At 69.6% G+C, this 16,353-nt stretch carries 15 protein-coding genes and 1 tRNA gene; 14 read left to right on the forward strand and 2 right to left on the reverse strand.

Going from position 1 to position 16,353, the window contains the following annotated elements; translation table 11 throughout:
* The first annotated feature begins 29 nt into the window (after positions 1–29).
* The 14 genes from ACFOMP_RS04115 (at position 30) to ACFOMP_RS04180 (ending at position 15,051) form a co-directional block, all read left to right on the forward strand.
* Positions 30–1,370, forward strand: a complete 1,341-nt coding sequence (locus ACFOMP_RS04115) for an efflux RND transporter periplasmic adaptor subunit (protein ID WP_379028049.1) — start codon at positions 30–32, stop codon at positions 1,368–1,370.
* Positions 1,371–1,406: 36 nt separating this feature from the next.
* Positions 1,407–4,529, forward strand: a complete 3,123-nt coding sequence (locus tag ACFOMP_RS04120; RefSeq protein ID WP_379028051.1) for an efflux RND transporter permease subunit — start codon at positions 1,407–1,409, stop codon at positions 4,527–4,529.
* Between the two features lie 153 nt (positions 4,530–4,682).
* The gene (locus ACFOMP_RS04125; RefSeq protein ID WP_379028053.1) at positions 4,683–6,086 is read left to right on the forward strand and encodes a LapD/MoxY N-terminal periplasmic domain-containing protein; all 1,404 of its coding nucleotides are present in this window, start codon (positions 4,683–4,685) and stop codon (positions 6,084–6,086) included.
* Positions 6,083–6,760 (forward strand): response regulator transcription factor, encoded by a 678-nt coding sequence (locus tag ACFOMP_RS04130; RefSeq protein WP_379028055.1) that lies wholly within the window; start codon positions 6,083–6,085, stop codon positions 6,758–6,760. Before ACFOMP_RS04125 ends, ACFOMP_RS04130 begins: the two co-directional genes overlap by 4 nt.
* Before the next feature lie 3 nt (positions 6,761–6,763).
* A complete protein-coding gene (locus ACFOMP_RS04135; protein WP_379028057.1) occupies positions 6,764–8,056 on the forward strand; it encodes a short-chain fatty acyl-CoA regulator family protein in 1,293 nt (430 codons plus the stop codon).
* A gap of 58 nt (positions 8,057–8,114) precedes the next feature.
* Complete coding sequence (locus ACFOMP_RS04140) at positions 8,115–8,471, forward strand: response regulator transcription factor (RefSeq protein ID WP_289895013.1); 357 nt, start codon at positions 8,115–8,117, stop codon at positions 8,469–8,471.
* A 5-nt stretch (positions 8,472–8,476) separates the two neighbouring features.
* Complete coding sequence (locus ACFOMP_RS04145) at positions 8,477–8,722, forward strand: hypothetical protein (protein WP_289895012.1); 246 nt, start codon at positions 8,477–8,479, stop codon at positions 8,720–8,722.
* On the forward strand, positions 8,712–11,369 hold the full coding sequence (locus tag ACFOMP_RS04150; RefSeq protein ID WP_289895011.1) for an ATP-binding protein: 2,658 nt from the start codon (positions 8,712–8,714) through the stop codon (positions 11,367–11,369). Before ACFOMP_RS04145 ends, ACFOMP_RS04150 begins: the two co-directional genes overlap by 11 nt.
* Positions 11,370–11,428: 59 nt before the next feature.
* Positions 11,429–12,628: a FliM/FliN family flagellar motor C-terminal domain-containing protein gene (locus ACFOMP_RS04155; RefSeq protein WP_289895010.1), complete on the forward strand. Its 1,200-nt coding sequence runs from the start codon at positions 11,429–11,431 to the stop codon at positions 12,626–12,628.
* Positions 12,629–12,824: 196 nt separating this feature from the next.
* Complete coding sequence (infA, locus tag ACFOMP_RS04160; protein ID WP_010397442.1) at positions 12,825–13,043, forward strand: translation initiation factor IF-1; 219 nt, start codon at positions 12,825–12,827, stop codon at positions 13,041–13,043.
* Positions 13,044–13,068: 25 nt separating this feature from the next.
* The gene (locus tag ACFOMP_RS04165; protein ID WP_379028060.1) at positions 13,069–13,695 is read left to right on the forward strand and encodes a Maf family protein; all 627 of its coding nucleotides are present in this window, start codon (positions 13,069–13,071) and stop codon (positions 13,693–13,695) included.
* The gene (locus ACFOMP_RS04170; protein WP_379028062.1) at positions 13,692–14,753 is read left to right on the forward strand and encodes a ribonuclease E/G; all 1,062 of its coding nucleotides are present in this window, start codon (positions 13,692–13,694) and stop codon (positions 14,751–14,753) included. Before ACFOMP_RS04165 ends, ACFOMP_RS04170 begins: the two co-directional genes overlap by 4 nt.
* A complete protein-coding gene (locus tag ACFOMP_RS04175; RefSeq protein ID WP_289895007.1) occupies positions 14,750–14,899 on the forward strand; it encodes a DNA gyrase inhibitor YacG in 150 nt (49 codons plus the stop codon). Before ACFOMP_RS04170 ends, ACFOMP_RS04175 begins: the two co-directional genes overlap by 4 nt.
* Before the next feature lie 76 nt (positions 14,900–14,975).
* A tRNA-Phe gene (locus tag ACFOMP_RS04180) sits at positions 14,976–15,051 on the forward strand.
* A gap of 80 nt (positions 15,052–15,131) precedes the next feature.
* Here ACFOMP_RS04180 and ACFOMP_RS04185 read toward each other — a convergent pair.
* A complete protein-coding gene (locus ACFOMP_RS04185) occupies positions 15,132–16,136 on the reverse strand; it encodes a site-specific integrase (RefSeq protein ID WP_379028064.1) in 1,005 nt (334 codons plus the stop codon).
* A complete protein-coding gene (locus ACFOMP_RS04190; RefSeq protein WP_379028066.1) occupies positions 16,130–16,279 on the reverse strand; it encodes a hypothetical protein in 150 nt (49 codons plus the stop codon). Before ACFOMP_RS04190 ends, ACFOMP_RS04185 begins: the two co-directional genes overlap by 7 nt.
* Positions 16,280–16,353 lie beyond the last annotated feature (74 nt).

Genomic DNA, 16,353 nt, shown 5'->3' on the forward strand with positions numbered 1-16,353 from the left:
CCGTCAGCAGACTGCCCGGAGCTAGAACGATGTCAGCGCTTGCGCGCCGCATGGCGATTTTCCTGATCCTGCCGCTTTCGGCGGGCCTTATCCCCGTCGCAGCCATGGCCCAGGACCCGTCGCAGATGCCGCCGCCGGCGGTCACGGTGGTGACGGTCCATGCCCGGGACGTGCCACTGACCACCACCCTGCCCGGCCGGGTGACCGCCTCGGCCGAGGCCGAGGTGCGCCCGCAGGTCAATGGCATCGTCACCGAGCGGCTGTTCGACGAGGGCAGCCATGTCAAGGTCGGCGACCCGCTGTTCCGCATCGACGCCACCACCTACCAGGCCGCCGTGGCCCAGGCCGAGGCCGCCGTGGCCCAGGCCCGCGCCCAGGCCGAGAACGCCCGGCGCGAGGCCGAGCGGGTCGGCGCGCTGCGCGATCGCCGCGTCGCCAGCGAAAGCACCACCGACAACGCCATCGCCGCGCGCGACGCCGCCGAGGCGGCGGTCAAGGTCGCCGAGGCGCAACTGCTGACCGCGAAGATCGAACTGGAGCGCACCACCATCCGCGCCGAGCTGGACGGCGAGATCGGTCTGGCGCAGACCAGCCAGGGCGCGCTGGTCACCGCCAGCCAGCAGACGCCGCTGGCGGTGATCCGCAAGCTCGACCCCGTGCATGTCGACGTGACCCAATCGGCGGCCGAGGTCATCCGCTTCCGCCGGACCGTGGCGGCGCAGAACGAGGGCGCCGGACATGCCGAGCAGAAGGTGACGCTGCGACTGGCCGACGGCACCGAGTTCGACCAGGAGGGCACGCTGACCGCAGCCGAGCCCTATGTGAACGAGACCACCGGCGTGGTGACGCTGCGCCTGGCCTTCGCCAATCCCGACCGCATCCTGCTGCCCGGCATGTATGTCCAGGCGGTGGTGCAGCAGGCGACCGCCCGCAACGTGGTGCTGGCACCGCAGGAGGGCGTGACCCGCGACCGCCGCGGCCAGCCCATCGCCCTGGTGGTCAATGCCGAAAACGTGGTCGAGCAGCGCCAGCTGACCGTGCTGCAGGATATGGGCAACCAGTGGATCGTCAGCGAGGGGCTGGCGGATGGCGACCGCATCGTGGTCGAGGGGCTGCAGAAGATCGGTGCCGGCATGACCGTCGCCCCCGAGGAACGCAAGGCGCCCGCGCCCGAGGACGCGCAGGCGGCCGGGGGCGAACAACCCGCCGCCGGGGCCGAGGCCGAGGCGGCGCCGGATGGCGATCGGGGCGCGGCAGAAGCCAAGGCCCGGACCGAGGCCGAACCGCCCGCCGAAGCCGGCGAAGCCGAAACACCCGAAACCGCACCCGGCCAGACCGCACCCGCCGAAACCGCAGCACCGGCGAACTGACCCGGACACCGCGAGGGAACAGTACAGGAACCGCACATGGCCCGCTTCTTCATCGACCGTCCGGTTTTCGCCTGGGTGATCTCGATCCTGATCATGGGTCTGGGGCTCATGTCGATCTTCAGCCTGCCGGTGGCGCAATATCCGCAGATCGCGCCGCCCACGGTCACCATCCGCGCGACCTATCCCGGCGCTTCGGCCGACACGGTGGCCAATACCGTCACCCAGGTCATCGAACAGCAAATGACCGGCCTTGACGGGCTGCGCTATTTCTCGTCCAGCTCGACCTCGGCCGGAACCTCGACCACGGACCTGACCTTCGAAACCGGCACCGATCCCGACATCGCCCAGGTGCAGGTGCAGAACAAGCTGGCGCAGGCCACCGCGCTTCTGCCCGAGCCGGTACAGCGCCAGGGCATCACCGTCGAGAAATCCGCCTCGGGCTTCCTGATGGTGATCGGCCTGACTTCGACCGACGACCGCTACGAGCAGGTGGACCTGGCCGACTACCTGATCTCGAACATCGTCAACGACCTTTCGCGGGTCGAGGGCGTGGGCTCGGTCCAGGTCTTCGGCGCGCAATACGCCATGCGGATCTGGCTCGATCCCTCGAAACTGGCGGCCTATGAGCTGACGCCCTCGGACGTGGTGGCGGCGGTCTCCTCGGAAAATGCGCAGATCTCGGCCGGGGCCTTCGGCAGCCGCCCGGCGCCGACGGGGCAGATGCTGAACGCCACCATCACCGCGCAGTCGCTGCTGTCCACCCCCGAGGATTTCGAGCAGATCGTGCTGCGCGCCGAGGCCGACGGCGGGCTGATCCTGCTCAAGGACGTGGCGCGGGTCGAGATCGGCGCCGAAGATTACATGACCGATGCCCGTTACAACGGCCAGCCGGCCTCGGGCCTGGCGATCAGCCTGGCCTCGGGCGCGAACGCGCTGGACACCGCGGACCGGGTCAAGGCGCGGATGGAGGAATTCGCCCGCTTCTTCCCCGAGGGCATGGAGTACGTCATCCCCTTCGACACCACGCCCTTCGTGCTGATCTCGATCGAGGAGGTGGTGAAGACCCTGGTCGAGGCCATCGTGCTGGTGTTCTTCGTCATGCTGCTGTTCCTGCAGAACTGGCGCGCGACGCTGATCCCGACGCTGGCGGTGCCGGTGGTCATCCTGGGGACATTCGGCATTCTCGCCGCGCTTGGCTTCACCATCAACACCCTGACCATGCTGGCCATGGTGCTGGCCATCGGCCTGCTGGTCGACGACGCCATCGTCGTGGTCGAGAACGTCGAGCGCATCATGGAGGAGGAGGGGCTGGAGCCGCGCGAGGCCACGCGCAAATCCATGGGCCAGATCACCGGCGCGCTGATCGGCATCGCGCTGGTGCTGTCGGCGGTCTTCGTGCCGATGGCCTTCTTCGGCGGCTCGACCGGGGTGATCTACAAGCAGTTCGCCATCACCATCGCCAGCGCCATGGGCCTTTCCGTGGTGGTGGCGTTGACGCTGACCCCGGCGCTTTGCGCCACGCTCTTGCGCAACGAGCACGGCCACAAGACCCGGGGCATCTTCGGCCTGTTCAACCGCGGCTTCGACCGGACCATGCATGGTTACGGCTCCTGGGTGGGCTGGATCATCCGCCGGCCGCTGCGCATGATGCTGGTCTATCTGTGCATCGGCGCCGCCATGGTGCTGCTGTTCCTGCGCACCCCCACCGGCTTTCTGCCGGACGAGGACCAGGGCATCATGTTCGTGCTGGTCCAGGGCCCGACCGGCGCCACCACCGAGCGCACCCAGGCAGTCATCAACCAGGTCGGCGAGTATTTCCAGCAGAACGAGGAAGAGAACGTCGACAGCTTCTTCGGCGTCACCGGATTCAGCTTCGCCGGCTCGGGGCAGAACATGGGCATTGCCTTCCTGCGGCTGAAGGACTGGAAGGACCGTCCGCGGCCCGACCAGTCGGTGCAGGCCATCGCCGGGCGGGCCTTCCCGGCGCTGATGGGCATCCGCGACGCCATGGTGTTCCCGATCGTGCCGCCCTCGGTGATCGAGCTCGGCAACGTCTCGGGCTTCGACTTCTACCTGCAGGCCCGCGCCGGACAGACGCATGAGCAGCTTCTGGACGCGCGCAACCAGCTTCTGGGCATGGTCGGCCAGGACGGCCGCATCGCCCAGGCCCGGCCGAACGGCCTTGAGGACGCGGCGCAATACAACCTGGACATCGACTGGCGCAAGGCCGGCGCCATGGGGGTCTCGGCGACCGATGTCGGCAGCCTGCTCTCGGTCGCCTGGGCCGGGAACTACGTGAACGACTTCATCGACCGCGGCCGCATCAAGAAGGTCTATGTGCAGGGCGAGTCCACCTCGCGCGCCGTGCCGACCGATATCGACAAGTGGCGGGTCAGAAACAGCTCGGGCGGGCTGGTGCCCTTCTCGAACTTCGCCGAGGGCCGCTGGAGCTACGGGCCGCAGGGCATGTCCCGCTATAACGGCGTGCCGGCGATGCAGATCCAAGGCAACCCCGCGCCCGGCGTCTCGTCCGGCCAGGGCATGGATGCCATCGAGGAACTGGCGGGGCAGCTGCCGGCGGGCTTCGACGTGGCCTGGACCGGGCTGTCGCTCGAAGAGCAGCGGGCCGGCAACCAGACGACGCTGCTTTACGGCCTGTCGCTGGCGGTGGTGTTCCTGTGCCTGGCGGCGCTTTACGAAAGCTGGTCGATCCCCTTCGCGGTCATGCTGGCGATGCCCATCGGCGTGCTGGGCGCGCTGGTCGGGGCCTGGCTGGGCGGCTTCGACAATGGCGTGTTCTTCCAGGTCGGCCTGCTGACGGTGATCGGCCTGACCGGCAAGAACGCCATCCTGATCGTCGAATTCGCCCGCGAGCAGGCCGAGCAGGGCAAGCCGCTGTTCGAGGCGGTGACCGAGGCGGCGCGGCAGCGTTTCCGGCCGATCATGATGACCTCGGTCGCCTTCTCGCTCGGCGTGCTGCCGCTGGTGCTGTCGGCCGGGGCCGGCGCCAACGGCCGCAACACCATCGGCGCCACGGTGCTGGGCGGCACCGTCTCGGCCACGGTGCTGGGCGTGCTGTTCGTTCCGCTGTTCTTCGTGCTGGTGCGCCGGGCACTCGGCCGACCCGAACCCGCCGAACCGGCCGCGGCCAAGAGCTGAGCCGCAAGCCAGAAGGCCGTCAGGGCCGGGGCGGATCGCCGCTTCGGTCCCGGATCCTTGCGCCGCCCCCTCATCCACGCAGCCGGCTTGCCCGGCGCCCATCCCCGGCCTAGTCTTTCGCCCGAGGAGGCCGCGTTCGCGGCGGGGAGGGAGATGGACGCAACGGGCCATATCGCGACCGGGCGGCAGGCACCCGAGATGCGGGCGCGGCCGCATGGCGTGGCGCTGCGGCTGCTGGCGCTTGGCGGCTCGGCGCTGGCGTGGCTGGCGATGGTCGCCATCGTCGCCTCGGTCCTGGTGCTCAACGCCCGCGATTCGGTGCGGCACGAGACGCGGGCGGCCTTCCAGCTTGCCAATGCCTTCGCCACGCTGCGGTTGCCGACCTCTTTCGCGCGGCGCGACATGATGGCCGAGGCGGCCAGCATCGCCGCCGACATCGAAACACAGCGCCATGTCTCGGCCGAGCTGCGCGACGCGGCCGGCCGGCCGGTGCCGCTGCGCCTGCCGCCGCAACCGCTGCCCGACAGCGCGCCGGGCTGGTTCACGGCGCTGATCCGGCCGGAACCGCTCAGCGACCTGATCCCGATCGCGCAATATCCCAATGTGCTGGGCGTGCTGGAGATCCGCGCCGATCCCCGGGACGAGATCGCCGAGGCCTGGACCGATTTCCGCCGCATCCTGCCGCTGCTGGCGGCGACCGCGCTGACGGCCATCGGCGTCACCATGGCGATCACCGGCCTGGTGCTGCGCCGGCTGGGGCTGCTGGGCGCGGCGCTGGAGCGGATGCGCACCGGCGATCTGGACCATCCCGCGCCGCAGACCGGGCTGACCGAGCTGGCGGCGCTCAGCGACGGGGTGAACGCGCTGGCCGCGCATCTGGCGGCCCAGCGCGCCGAGAACCGGCGCCTGCAGGCCCGGATGATGACGCTGGCCGAGGCCGAGCGCGCCCGCATCGCCAGCGACCTGCACGACGGCATCGGGCCGCAGCTTTTCGCCCTGCAGGCTGCCGTGGGCCAGGCCGAGGACCGGGCGCGGAGCCAGACCGACCCGGCGCTGTCTGCCGCCCTCGCCGCCGTCTCGCGCCATGCCGAGGCGATCCGGCAAAGCGCCCGCGCCGCCATCGACGACCTGCGCCTGACCCCCACCGAGGATGCGGACCTGGCCGAGATGCTGCAGGAACTGCTGATCGAATTTTCCGATATCGCCCCGCAGGTCGGGATCACGTTCGACGCCGCCCCCGGCCTGGCCGAGCCGGACGAGGCGGGACAGATCGCGCTTTACCGTTTCGTCCGCGAAAGCGTGCTCAACGCCCTCCGCCATGCCGCGCCGCAAACCATCCGCGTCGGGCTGACGCAGCGCGAGGGCGCGCTGGTCGCCTCGGTCAGCGACGACGGCAGCGGGCCCATGCCAGCAGGACGCCGCGGGCTGGGCCAGTCCGGCATGCGCGACCGGGCCAGCGCGCTTGGCGGCCGGTATCTGCCGCCGCGCCGCGAGGGGCCATGGACCCTGACCGAATTCCACCTGCCCCGCCCGCCAGACCAAGGACCAGCCCGATGACCGCAACCGCCACCTCCGTTCCCGCCACCGCGCTGCGCGTGCTGATCGTCGACGACCATCCGGTGGTGGCCGAGGGTTGGGAGTGGATCACCCGCGGCCGGCTGGATTGCCAGGTCGTCGCCGCGGCCACGCCCTCGCAGGGCTGGCGGGCCTGGCGGCGCGAGGCGCCGGACGTGATCGTCGTGGACCTGACCATGGGCGAGGCGCGGCATGCCGGCCTGCGGCTGATCGAACGGCTGCGCGCGGCCGGCGCCATGCTGCCGATCCTGGTCTTCACCATGCATCGCAGCCCCATCGTCGCGCGCCGGGCGCTGCAGGCAGGCTGCAACGGCATCATCATGAAGGATTCGCCCTCGGCCGAGATCTGCGAGGCGCTGCGGCAGGTCGCCGCGGGCGGCGATTACGTGCCGGCCGATTTGGCGCGCAAGATCGCGCTGATGGAACGACCGGGGGCGGCGCCGGCCCGCCCGCGCCTGACCCCGCGCGAGACCGACATCCTGCGCTCGATCGCCGAAGGACTGTCCTATCGCGAGATAGCCGAGCGCGCCGGCATCAGCTACAAGACCGTCTCCAACGTCAGCCAGACGCTCAAGGACAAGCTGGGCGCGCAGAGCCTTGGCGACCTGGTGGTCAAGGCGGTGCGCCATCTGGACGAAGAACGCGACGGGATCTGAGCCATGGCCCGCTCGCCCTCATCCCACCGCTCGCCCGCTGCACGGCCGCTGATCGGCACCCGCATCCGCGAGCGCCGGCTGTCGCTGGGCCGGCGCCAGACCGAGGTGGCGCGGCGGGCCGAGATCTCGGCCGCCTATCTGAACCTGATCGAGCACAACCGCCGGCCGGTCGGCGATGCGCTGCTGACCCGGCTGGCCGAGGCGCTGGAGATCGACGCGACCGAACTCGCCTCGGATCGCGAGGAAACGCTGGTCAGCGCCCTGCGCGAGGCGGCGGCACGGGCCTCGGACCAGTCCGGTATCGCGGTCGAGCTGGACCAGATCGCGGAATTCGCCGCGCGGTTTCCCGGCTGGGCCTCGGTGCTGGCCGGGGCGACGCGGCGCGCCGACGCGCTGGAACGGCGGCTGGTCGCGCTGTCCGACCGCATGACCCGCGATCCCTATCTGGTGACGACGTTGCACGAGGTTCAATCGGCGGTGACGGCGCTGCGCTCGACCGCCTCGATCCTGGCCGAGACGCCCGAGATCGAGCCGGAATGGCGCGACCGTTTCCATGCCAACCTGGATAGCGACAGCCAGCGCCTGTCGCGCACCGCGCAATCGCTGGTGGCCTATCTGGACAGTTTCGAGGACGAGGCGGTGCCCATGTCGCCGCAGGAGGAGGTCGAGGCCTGGATCGCCGCCGGCCAGCCCGAGCCGGCCGAGGCCGACGAGTTGGCCTCGGACGCGGCCAAGGCCATGGCGCGCGAGGTGCTGGCGATGCAGGCCCGCGACCGGGCGGCGTTGCCCGATGCCGCGCTGTCCTCGGCGGTGGCCGAGGCGGGGGCGCGCGGCGACGACCCGGCGGAGATCGCGGCCCGGTTGGGCCGGCCGCTGGACCTGGTGCTGCGCCGGCTGGGCATGCTGCGCCCCGGCCCCTGGGCGCAGGCCGGGCTGATCGTCTGCGACGGTTCCGGCGCCACGCCGTTTCGCCACGCCGCGCCGGGCTTCGAGCTGCCGCGGCCCGGCGAGGGCTGCGCACTCTGGCCGCTGTTCGAGGCGCTGGCCCAGCCGCAACTGCCGGTGGCGCGGCTGCTTGCAACCAGCGGCGGGCTGCGCTTCGCCTCCTGGGCGGTGGCCGAGCGGCTGCTGCCCATGGGCTTCGACGGGCCGGCGCTGAGCCGGGCGCAGATGCTGATCCGCCCGGCCGGCCCGCAGGACAGCCGCCCGCCGCTGGGTGTCGGCCCCGCCTGCCGCATCTGCCCCCGCCCCGGCTGTGCCGCGCGCCATGAACCTTCGATCCTGGGGCCGGTCTGATTTTGACAACCGATCCGCCTGCCGCCATCATCCGCGAAAAGCCCAGGGAGTGCCGCCGGTGACCGTCGACGTGCTGCTGATCGAGGACGAGCCCAGCATCGCCGAGGCGGTCCGCTTCATCCTGTCGCGCGAGGGCTGGCGCTGCGAGCAATGGCCCGAGGGCTGCGGCGCCGTCCAGCGCATCCGGGCGCTGGCGCCACGGCTGGTGATCCTGGACCTGATGCTGCCCGGCCGCAGCGGCGCCGAGATCCTGGCCGAGCTGCGCGGCGATCCGCAACTGCGGAGGCTGCCGGTGCTGCTGCTCAGCGCGCGCGGCCAGGCCAACCTGCCCGAAGGCGCCGACCGCACCCTGCCCAAGCCCTTCGCCAATGACGACCTGCGCGCCGTGGTGCGCGAATTGCTGGACGCCGCATGAGGCTGATGGCGCGACGCCTGTTCCTGGGCCGGGACGCCTATCGCCGGCGGCGCCTGGCCGATGCGACGCGGGTGGTGCCGGTGCTGTTCGCGCTTCTGGCGGTGCTGCCGCCGATCTGGCTGCCGCATCATTTCAGCTATGCCCGCGGCGCGGTCTGGCTGGCCGTCAGCTGGGCACTGACCATCGCCGTCACCGCCGCGCTGCATCGCGCGCTCGGCCGCGCGGGGGCGGAGGACGAGGATGACGCCTGAAACGCTGGGCGCCGCATCGGTCGCCTATGTCGCGCTGATGTTCCTGCTGGCCCATGCCGCCGACCGCGCCGCCGCGGCCGGCCGCTGGCGCTGGATGGACCGGCCGGCGATCTACACGCTGTCGCTGTCGGTCTATTGCTCGGCCTGGACCTTCTACGGCGCGGTCGGCTACGCCACCCGCTCGGGGCTGGAATTCCTGACCATCTATCTGGGCCCCGGCATCGTCTTCGCCGGCGCCTGGTGGGGATTGCGGCGGCTGGTGCGCGTCGCCCGGCTGCATCGCGTCACCTCGATCGCCGACCTGATCTCCAGCCGCTTCGGCAAATCCGCCGGTCTGGCGGCGCTGGTCACGCTGATCGGCGTGGTGGCGGCGACACCCTATATCGCACTGCAATTGCAGTCGGTCTCGATGGCGCTTTCGGCCTTCGCCAGCGACCAGCACGCCCTGCCTCGCAACGTCGCGCTTTGGGTGGCGGTGGGGCTTGCGGCCTTCGCCATCCTGTTCGGCACCCGCAACCTCGCCGCCGACGAGCGGCACCATGGCGTCGTCATGGCCATCGCGGTCGAGGCGGTGGTCAAACTTGCCGCCTTCGTCGCCGTCGGCGGCTATGTGCTTTGGGGCATCGCCGACGGGCCCGGCGACGTGCTGGCCCGCATCGACCGCATGGCGATCTCGGCCGGGGGCGAGGGCTGGCTGATCCGCCCCGAGCGCTGGTTCGCGCTGATCATGCTGTCAGGGGCGGCGGTGATGGTGCTGCCGCGCATGTTCCACGTCCTGGTGGTCGAGGCCAGCGACGAGGACCGCCTGCGCCAGGCCGGCTGGGCCTTTCCGGCCTATCTGGCCGCCATGTCCTTCCTGGTCCTGCCCATCGCCGTGGTGGGGGCGGACATGCTGCCCAAGGGCTCGAATCCCGATCTTTACGTCCTGGCCCTGCCTTTGTCGCAGGGCCGCGAGGCGCTGGCGACGCTGGTGTTCCTGGGCGGCTTTTCCTCGGCCATGTCCATGGTCGTGGTCAGCGCCATCGCGCTTTCGACGATGATGGCCAACCACTGGCTGGTGCCGCTGTGGCTGTGGCTGCGCCAGGCGGCACTGTCCGAGCCGGCCCAGGCGCCCGAGGATCTGGGCGCGCTGATGCTGAACGCCCGCCGCCTGGCCATCGTCGCGGTGATCGGCGCCGGTTGGTTCTATCACCACATGTCGGGCGGCACCTCGGCGCTGGCGGCGATGGGAACCGTGGCCTTTTCCGGCATGGCGCAGGTGCTGCCGGCAATGATCGCCGGGCTGCTCTGGCGCGGCGCCACCCGCCGCGGCGCCATCGCCGGCATCCTCGCCGGCGCCGGGATCTGGAGCGGGATGATCTTCCTGCCCTCGCTGGGTCTGGTTTCGCAGCCGGCCCTGCCGGCCGACATCGACCCCTTCGCCGGCGCAGTGCTGCTGGCCCTGTCGGTCAACCTGCTGATGCTGATCCTGGTCTCGCTGCTGGATTTCCCCGACCCGACCGAACGGATGCAGGCCCTGTCCTTCGTCCATGCCATCGCCCCCGATGCCGCGCCGAAAAAGGCCGCTCCGGCGGTGCAGGCCGAGGCGCTGCTGACGCTGGCCGGCCGCATCTGGGGCGGCGAAACCGCGCTGGAGATGTTCCGCCGGGCCGCCGACGACCAGGGCAAGACCGGCTATCTGCCCGATCTGACCCCGCGCCTGCTGGCGGATTTCGAGCGCCGGCTGGCCGGCACCGTCGGGGCGGCCACCGCCTCGGCGCTGATGACCCGGGTCGGCGGGCGCGGCGGGGTCACGGTCGCCGACCTGATGGCGGTGGCGGGCGAGGCCAGCCGCGCCCGCGAGGACAACCGGCGGCTTGAAAGCACCTCGGCCGAGCTGGCCCGGACCGCGGCCATGCTGCAGGAAAGCAACGAGAAACTGACCGCGCTCTCGGCGCAGAAGGACGCCTTCCTGGGCCAGATCAGCCATGAGCTGCGCACCCCCATGACCTCGATCCGGGCCTTTTCCGAGATCCTGATGGAGCCCGACCTGCCCGCCGAGGATCGCGCCCGCTTCGCCGGCATCATCCATGACGAGGCCGGCCGCATGACCCGGCTGCTGGACGATTTGCTCGACATCTCGGTGCTCGAGGCCGGCAAGGCGCGGCTCAAGCCCGAGGTCTTCAACCTGCACGACCTGATCGAACGGGCGCTCGTCTCGGCCGGCGCCAGCGCCGGTGGGCGGGATTTCGCGATTCGCCGCAATGCCATCGCCGAGCACCTGCCGGTGATCACCGATCCCGACCGGCTGCTGCAGGTGCTGATCAACGTGATCGCCAATGCCCGCAAGTATTGCGATTCCGAGACGCCGGTGATCCGCATCGAAACCCGCCGCACGCCCGAGGGCGGAACCGAGATCGACATCGGCGACAACGGCTCGGGCATCGGCGCGGAAAACCGGGCGCTGATCTTCGAGAAATTCGCCCGGCTGAACGATCCGGCCCGGGCCGGCGGCGCCGGGCTGGGTCTGGCGATCTGCAAGGAAATCATGGAGTTCCTGGACGGCTCCATCGCCTATCTGCCCGGCCAGGGCGGCGCCTGCTTCCGCATCGCGCTGCCGCCACGGCCCCGCCGTCGGGCGGATATTGCCGAAAATGCCCGGGGTTAAATCTTTTCGCAACCAGTCCATGCCATGCTGCCCCAGAGAAGGTATTGATTCGGTCTGGTATGGATAACGCAGCAACGGCACGGGCGGCCCGCACCGATATCGGCGGGACGGAACCGGGCACCATCGCCGCCGCGGCCCCGGCTTCGGTCCTGCGCCGCTGGATCGCCGCCAGGGAAAGGGCGCGGGTGCTGCCGGATACCGCCGGCAGTCGGGTCACGCCGGAATTCCGCATCGAACGCGCGGTGGCCACCGCGCTTGGCCGCGCCGCCGAAAAGCAGGCCCGGCTGCCGGTTTTCGTGGAACATGTCGAACTGGCGGGCATGACCTTGCCGGAACTGCCGGAATTCCTGCCCGAACGCGCATTGCTTGCCATTGTCGAGGGCCGGCGGGACGCGATCGGCGTGGTGGCGATCTGCCCCGCCTTGCTGACCTCGCTGATCGAGATGCAGGCCATCGGCCGGGTCACCGCGCGCCCGGCGCAACCACGCAAGCCCACCCGCACCGACGCGACCCTGGCGGCGGATTTCGTCAATGCGCTGCTGGCCGAACTGGCGCGGGAATGTGTCAGCGGGGGCGAGGGGGTGCCGGATTTCGGCACCTTCCGCTATGCCACCTATATGGACGATCCCCGGCCGCTGACTCTGATGCTCGAAGACGCCCCGATGTCCCGTCTGACCCTGCGCTTTCGCATCGGCGCGGGCGGTCAGCGCGACGCGGTGCTGATGATCGCGCTTCCGGCCGAGACGGGGCCCGGGTTGCCTCGTGCCGACAGCGCCAAAGGGGCCGAGGCGACCCTGCCGGCATCGGCCCCGCCCCCCGCCGCCCCGGCCTCGCTGGCCGGAATCGTGCGGGACACGCCGATCCGGCTGGCCGGGATTCTGTGCCGCCGCAAGATCAGCCTGCAACAGTTGCGCAATCTCGGGCCGGGCTCGCTGATTCCGCTGCCGCAGAACGTGCTGGACGAAGCGCGGATCGAAACCCCGCTCGGCCAGCTTCTGGCCCGCGGCCGCCTGGGCGAGGCGGACGGTTTCCACGCCATCCGGCTGCGGGATCTGGCCCGGGAAGCGGCACATGCGCCGGAAATCCGCCAAGCCGCCTGGGAAACGGACGGCCTTGCGCTTCCGGGTCAGCCGGCAGCCGCGGCGACGCAGCGCATGGCGACCCCGCCCGAACCGCCCCTCTCGGACCGCGACGATCCCGACGCCTTCCGCCCGGACGGGCCGGACCCGGCCGCGCCGCCGTTCCGCGCGACCGGCTAAGACAACCGCCGCGGCAAAGGCCATGCTTCGGCGGGACATGCTCCGGTCATGCAGCTTTTACGCGACTTTTCCCGATTTCGAGCCGTGGAGCGGCATCCCCTGCCACCCCCGGTCCAGATTCCCCTTGAAAAATGTGCCGTCTGGACGCATGTAGCTTGCGCCCGCCAAGGCGCGGGTCACCCCCACAGGAGAAGACATGGCCAAGGAAGAAATGCTCGAATTTCCCGGCGTCGTGAAGGAACTCCTGCCCAATGCGACATTCCGGGTCGAGCTAGAGAACGGCCATGAGATCATCGCACATATGGCAGGAAAGATGCGCAAGAACCGCATCCGGGTCCTTGCCGGCGACAAGGTTCAGGTGGAAATGAACACCTACGACCTGACGAAGGGGCGGATCAATTACCGCTTCAAGTAAGCCCGCGGACGCTGTTGTCCCCGGCATGACGACGGCGGTTTCGGCAGCGGATGCGCCTGCGGCGCGGCTCGACGGCCGACCGGAACTGGTGCTCGGCTCAGCAAGCCCCCGTCGCCTGGAATTGCTGGCCCAGATCGGCATCGTCCCCGACCGCGTCCTGCCGGCCGAGATCGACGAGACCCCGCATCGGGACGAAAAGCCACGCGACTATGTCCGCCGCATCGCGCGCGAAAAGACCGCCGCCCTGCTCGGCTGCACGGATGGTGCCGTCCTCTGCGCCGACACCGCGGTCGTCGCCGGCCGCCGGATCCTGGGCAAACCGGCGGACGCGGCAGAAGCCCGGCATTTTCTGGACCTGCTCTCGGGACGGCGGCATCGCGTCCTGACCATGGTGGCGCTGGCCCATCAGGGCCGCTTGCGCGAGCGCCTGGTCGAGACGGCCATCCGCTTCCGCCCGCTCTCGCCGGCGCAGATCGACCGTTATCTGGCTTCGGCGGAGTGGCAGGGCAAGGCCGGCGGCTATGCGATCCAAGGCCGCGCCTCGGCCTTCGTGACCTGGATGCAGGGATCCTACAGCGCCGTCGTCGGCCTGCCTCTGGCCGAGACCGCGACCATGCTTGCCGCCATCGGAATTCGGGAACGGGTGGAATGAAGGGCCGACAAATCGTTCTGGGCCGGCTTTTCGGCCGCGACGCCGCCGCGCTGATGCAAGATGGCCAGCTCGAGGATCTGATCGTCGATCCGGCCGGCGTCACGCCGCTGGCCCCCGGCGCCATCTGCCGGGCCAAGGTCGACCGCCTCGTGAAGGGCCAGGGCGGCGTGTTCCTGCGCCTGCCCGAGGGCGCGCGCGGTTTTCTGCGCGACCGCTCCGGCCTGCGCGAGGGACAATCGTTGCTGATCCAGATCAGCGGCTGCGCCGAGGACGGCAAGGCGATTCCGGTCTCGGCCAGACTGAATTTCCGCGGTCGGCATGTGATCGTCACGCCCGGCATCCAGGGGGTGAACGTCTCGCGCCGCATCCGCGACGCCGCGCTGCGCGACACGCTCGTCCAGCTGGGCGAAAGCGCCCTGGAAGGCCAGGCCGAACCGCCCGGCATCGTTTTCCGCAGCGTCTCGGCCGCCGCTGCGGAAGCCGAGGTCATGACAGAGCTGCGTCAGCTTCTGGACCTGGCCGGCGCCGTTCTCGCCGATCAGGAAGGCCTGCCGGAACTGCTGCTCGACGCGCCGGAACCGGCCGAACAGGCCTGGCAGGACTGGGCCGATCCGCCACCCGACGCGATCGAGGATCACCCCGATGCCTTCGAGATGAGCGGCGCCGAGGCGGCGGCGCACCGATTGCTTGGACCGCGCGTTGAGTTGGGCGGCGGCGCCTGGGCCGAGATCGAGGCTCTGCGGGCGCTGGTCGCCATCGACGTGAATACCGGCAGCGACCATTCGCCTGCCGCCGGACTGAAGGCCAACATCGCCCTGGCGCGCGATCTGCCGCGGCAGCTGCGTCTGCGCGGGCTCGGCGGCCAGATCGTGGTGGATTTCGCGCCGATGCCCAAGCGCGACCGCGGCACGCTCGAACAGGTGCTGCGCGCCGCCTTCCGCACAGAGACCGCCGAAACCGTGTTGATCGGCTGGACTGCCATGGGTCTTTACGAGATCAGCCGCAAGCGCGACCGCATTGCGCTGTCGCGGCTGGCCGAGCCGGAGCAGGACCGATGAAATGCCCCATCTGCGGCAAGCCCGCCTCTGACCGCTACCGTCCCTTCTGTTCCCGGCGCTGCGCCGATGTCGACCTGGCGCGGTGGTTCCGCGGCGATTACCGCATCCCGGGCGAACCGGTTCCGCGCGACGGCGAGGAGGAGTGAAATTTTCACTTTTGGCTCTGGACAGCCGGCTTCGGCTGCCATAACAACGCGCCATTCCAAAGCGAGACGCTGCGGAGCCCGGATAGCTCAGTTGGTAGAGCAGCGGATTGAAAATCCGCGTGTCGGTGGTTCGAATCCGCCTCCGGGCACCATCTTTTCAAAGACATAGCTGTTACTGCTCCATTAGGGGTATCACTCACGGTATCAGTTTCTCGTTCTGGTCCTGTTCTGTTCATTGGCGTTTCTCCCGCGCCTGTCGCGCTCGCATTTCCTGCCGCGCCTCGCCCGCATACTTGGCGATCATGGCTTTCGTGGCGTGGCCGCTATAGGCGGCTATCTCGTCGTCATCACAGCCTGCCCATGCCAATTCCTTGATGCTGCGATAGCGCAGGGCGTGCAGGTCGTAGGCTTCCAGCCCGAGGCGCAGGCGCTCTTTCCGCATGACCTTTGCCATGTAAAAATAGGTCATCGGGTTGCCGTTGGGCTGGGTCAGAATCGGACGGGCCGCAATCGGCGTCGCGCCCAGGGCCAGCTTCGCCTGTTCCAGTGCCGCCTTGAGCGCCGAAGTGCATGGCAGGATCAGGGGTTTGTCAGTCTTGCCCTGCCGCAGTCGCAGCATGTCTCCGTCATAATCGCCCCAAGTGAAGCGTAGCCAGTCGCTCGGGCGCTGGACGCTGCCCACGCCGATCTCAAAGATCAGACGGCATAGCTCGCTGGCCTCGGTCCGGAATTTCTCCACCGCCCAATCCGGCCAGGGCAGATGCTCGCGCTGCCGCTCGACCGGGGTCTTGAGCGCCCGGACACCTTTCGCCGGGTTGTTCTGGATCCAGCCCAGATCAATGGCATGCTCGCAGAGAACGACCAGCATCTGGGGGATGTAGTTCGCAAAGCGGGTGCGGTGCGCGTTGGCCTTCTGCGCCCCGATCACGTCAGCCCGCGTCAGCGCCTTCACGTCGCGGGTGCCGATCTTCTCGCGCAGATAATCCATCACCTTGTCATAGTCCTGCCGGGTGCGCGGCTTGAGACCGGTCCAGCGGTCGGACTTGCGATAGTCGTCCATGAGCGCCGCCCATGAGGTTTTCGCCTGCATCCGCCTGCCGGTCAGAATTTCCCAATACTGCCGGTCAAAGGCTTCGGTGCCTTCTGGCGCATCCATGCGGATCAGCTTCATCCCGGCCTTGCGGAAATAGATCCGGCCCGATGGGTGCTGCCAGATGTATTTCTTGCGCGTCACCATTTCACATCCCCCATGCCGTCCACGGCCTCGCCGCGAATGATCTTGTAAAGCTCGGGCATGTCCCAGCGGGGTAGCCCGCCGATGCTGCGCGGCTTGGGCAGATGCCCCGCATCCACCAGCGAACGGAACTCGCAAGGCTTCATATCGGCTCTGTTGCACAAATCGGCTTAAGGCCGAGGTTCCCCTTTCCCCGGACGGACTTATCCCACAGCTTCCG

This window comes from Paracoccus simplex (assembly GCF_042648325.1).
Classification (GTDB): Bacteria; Pseudomonadota; Alphaproteobacteria; order Rhodobacterales; family Rhodobacteraceae; genus Paracoccus; species Paracoccus simplex.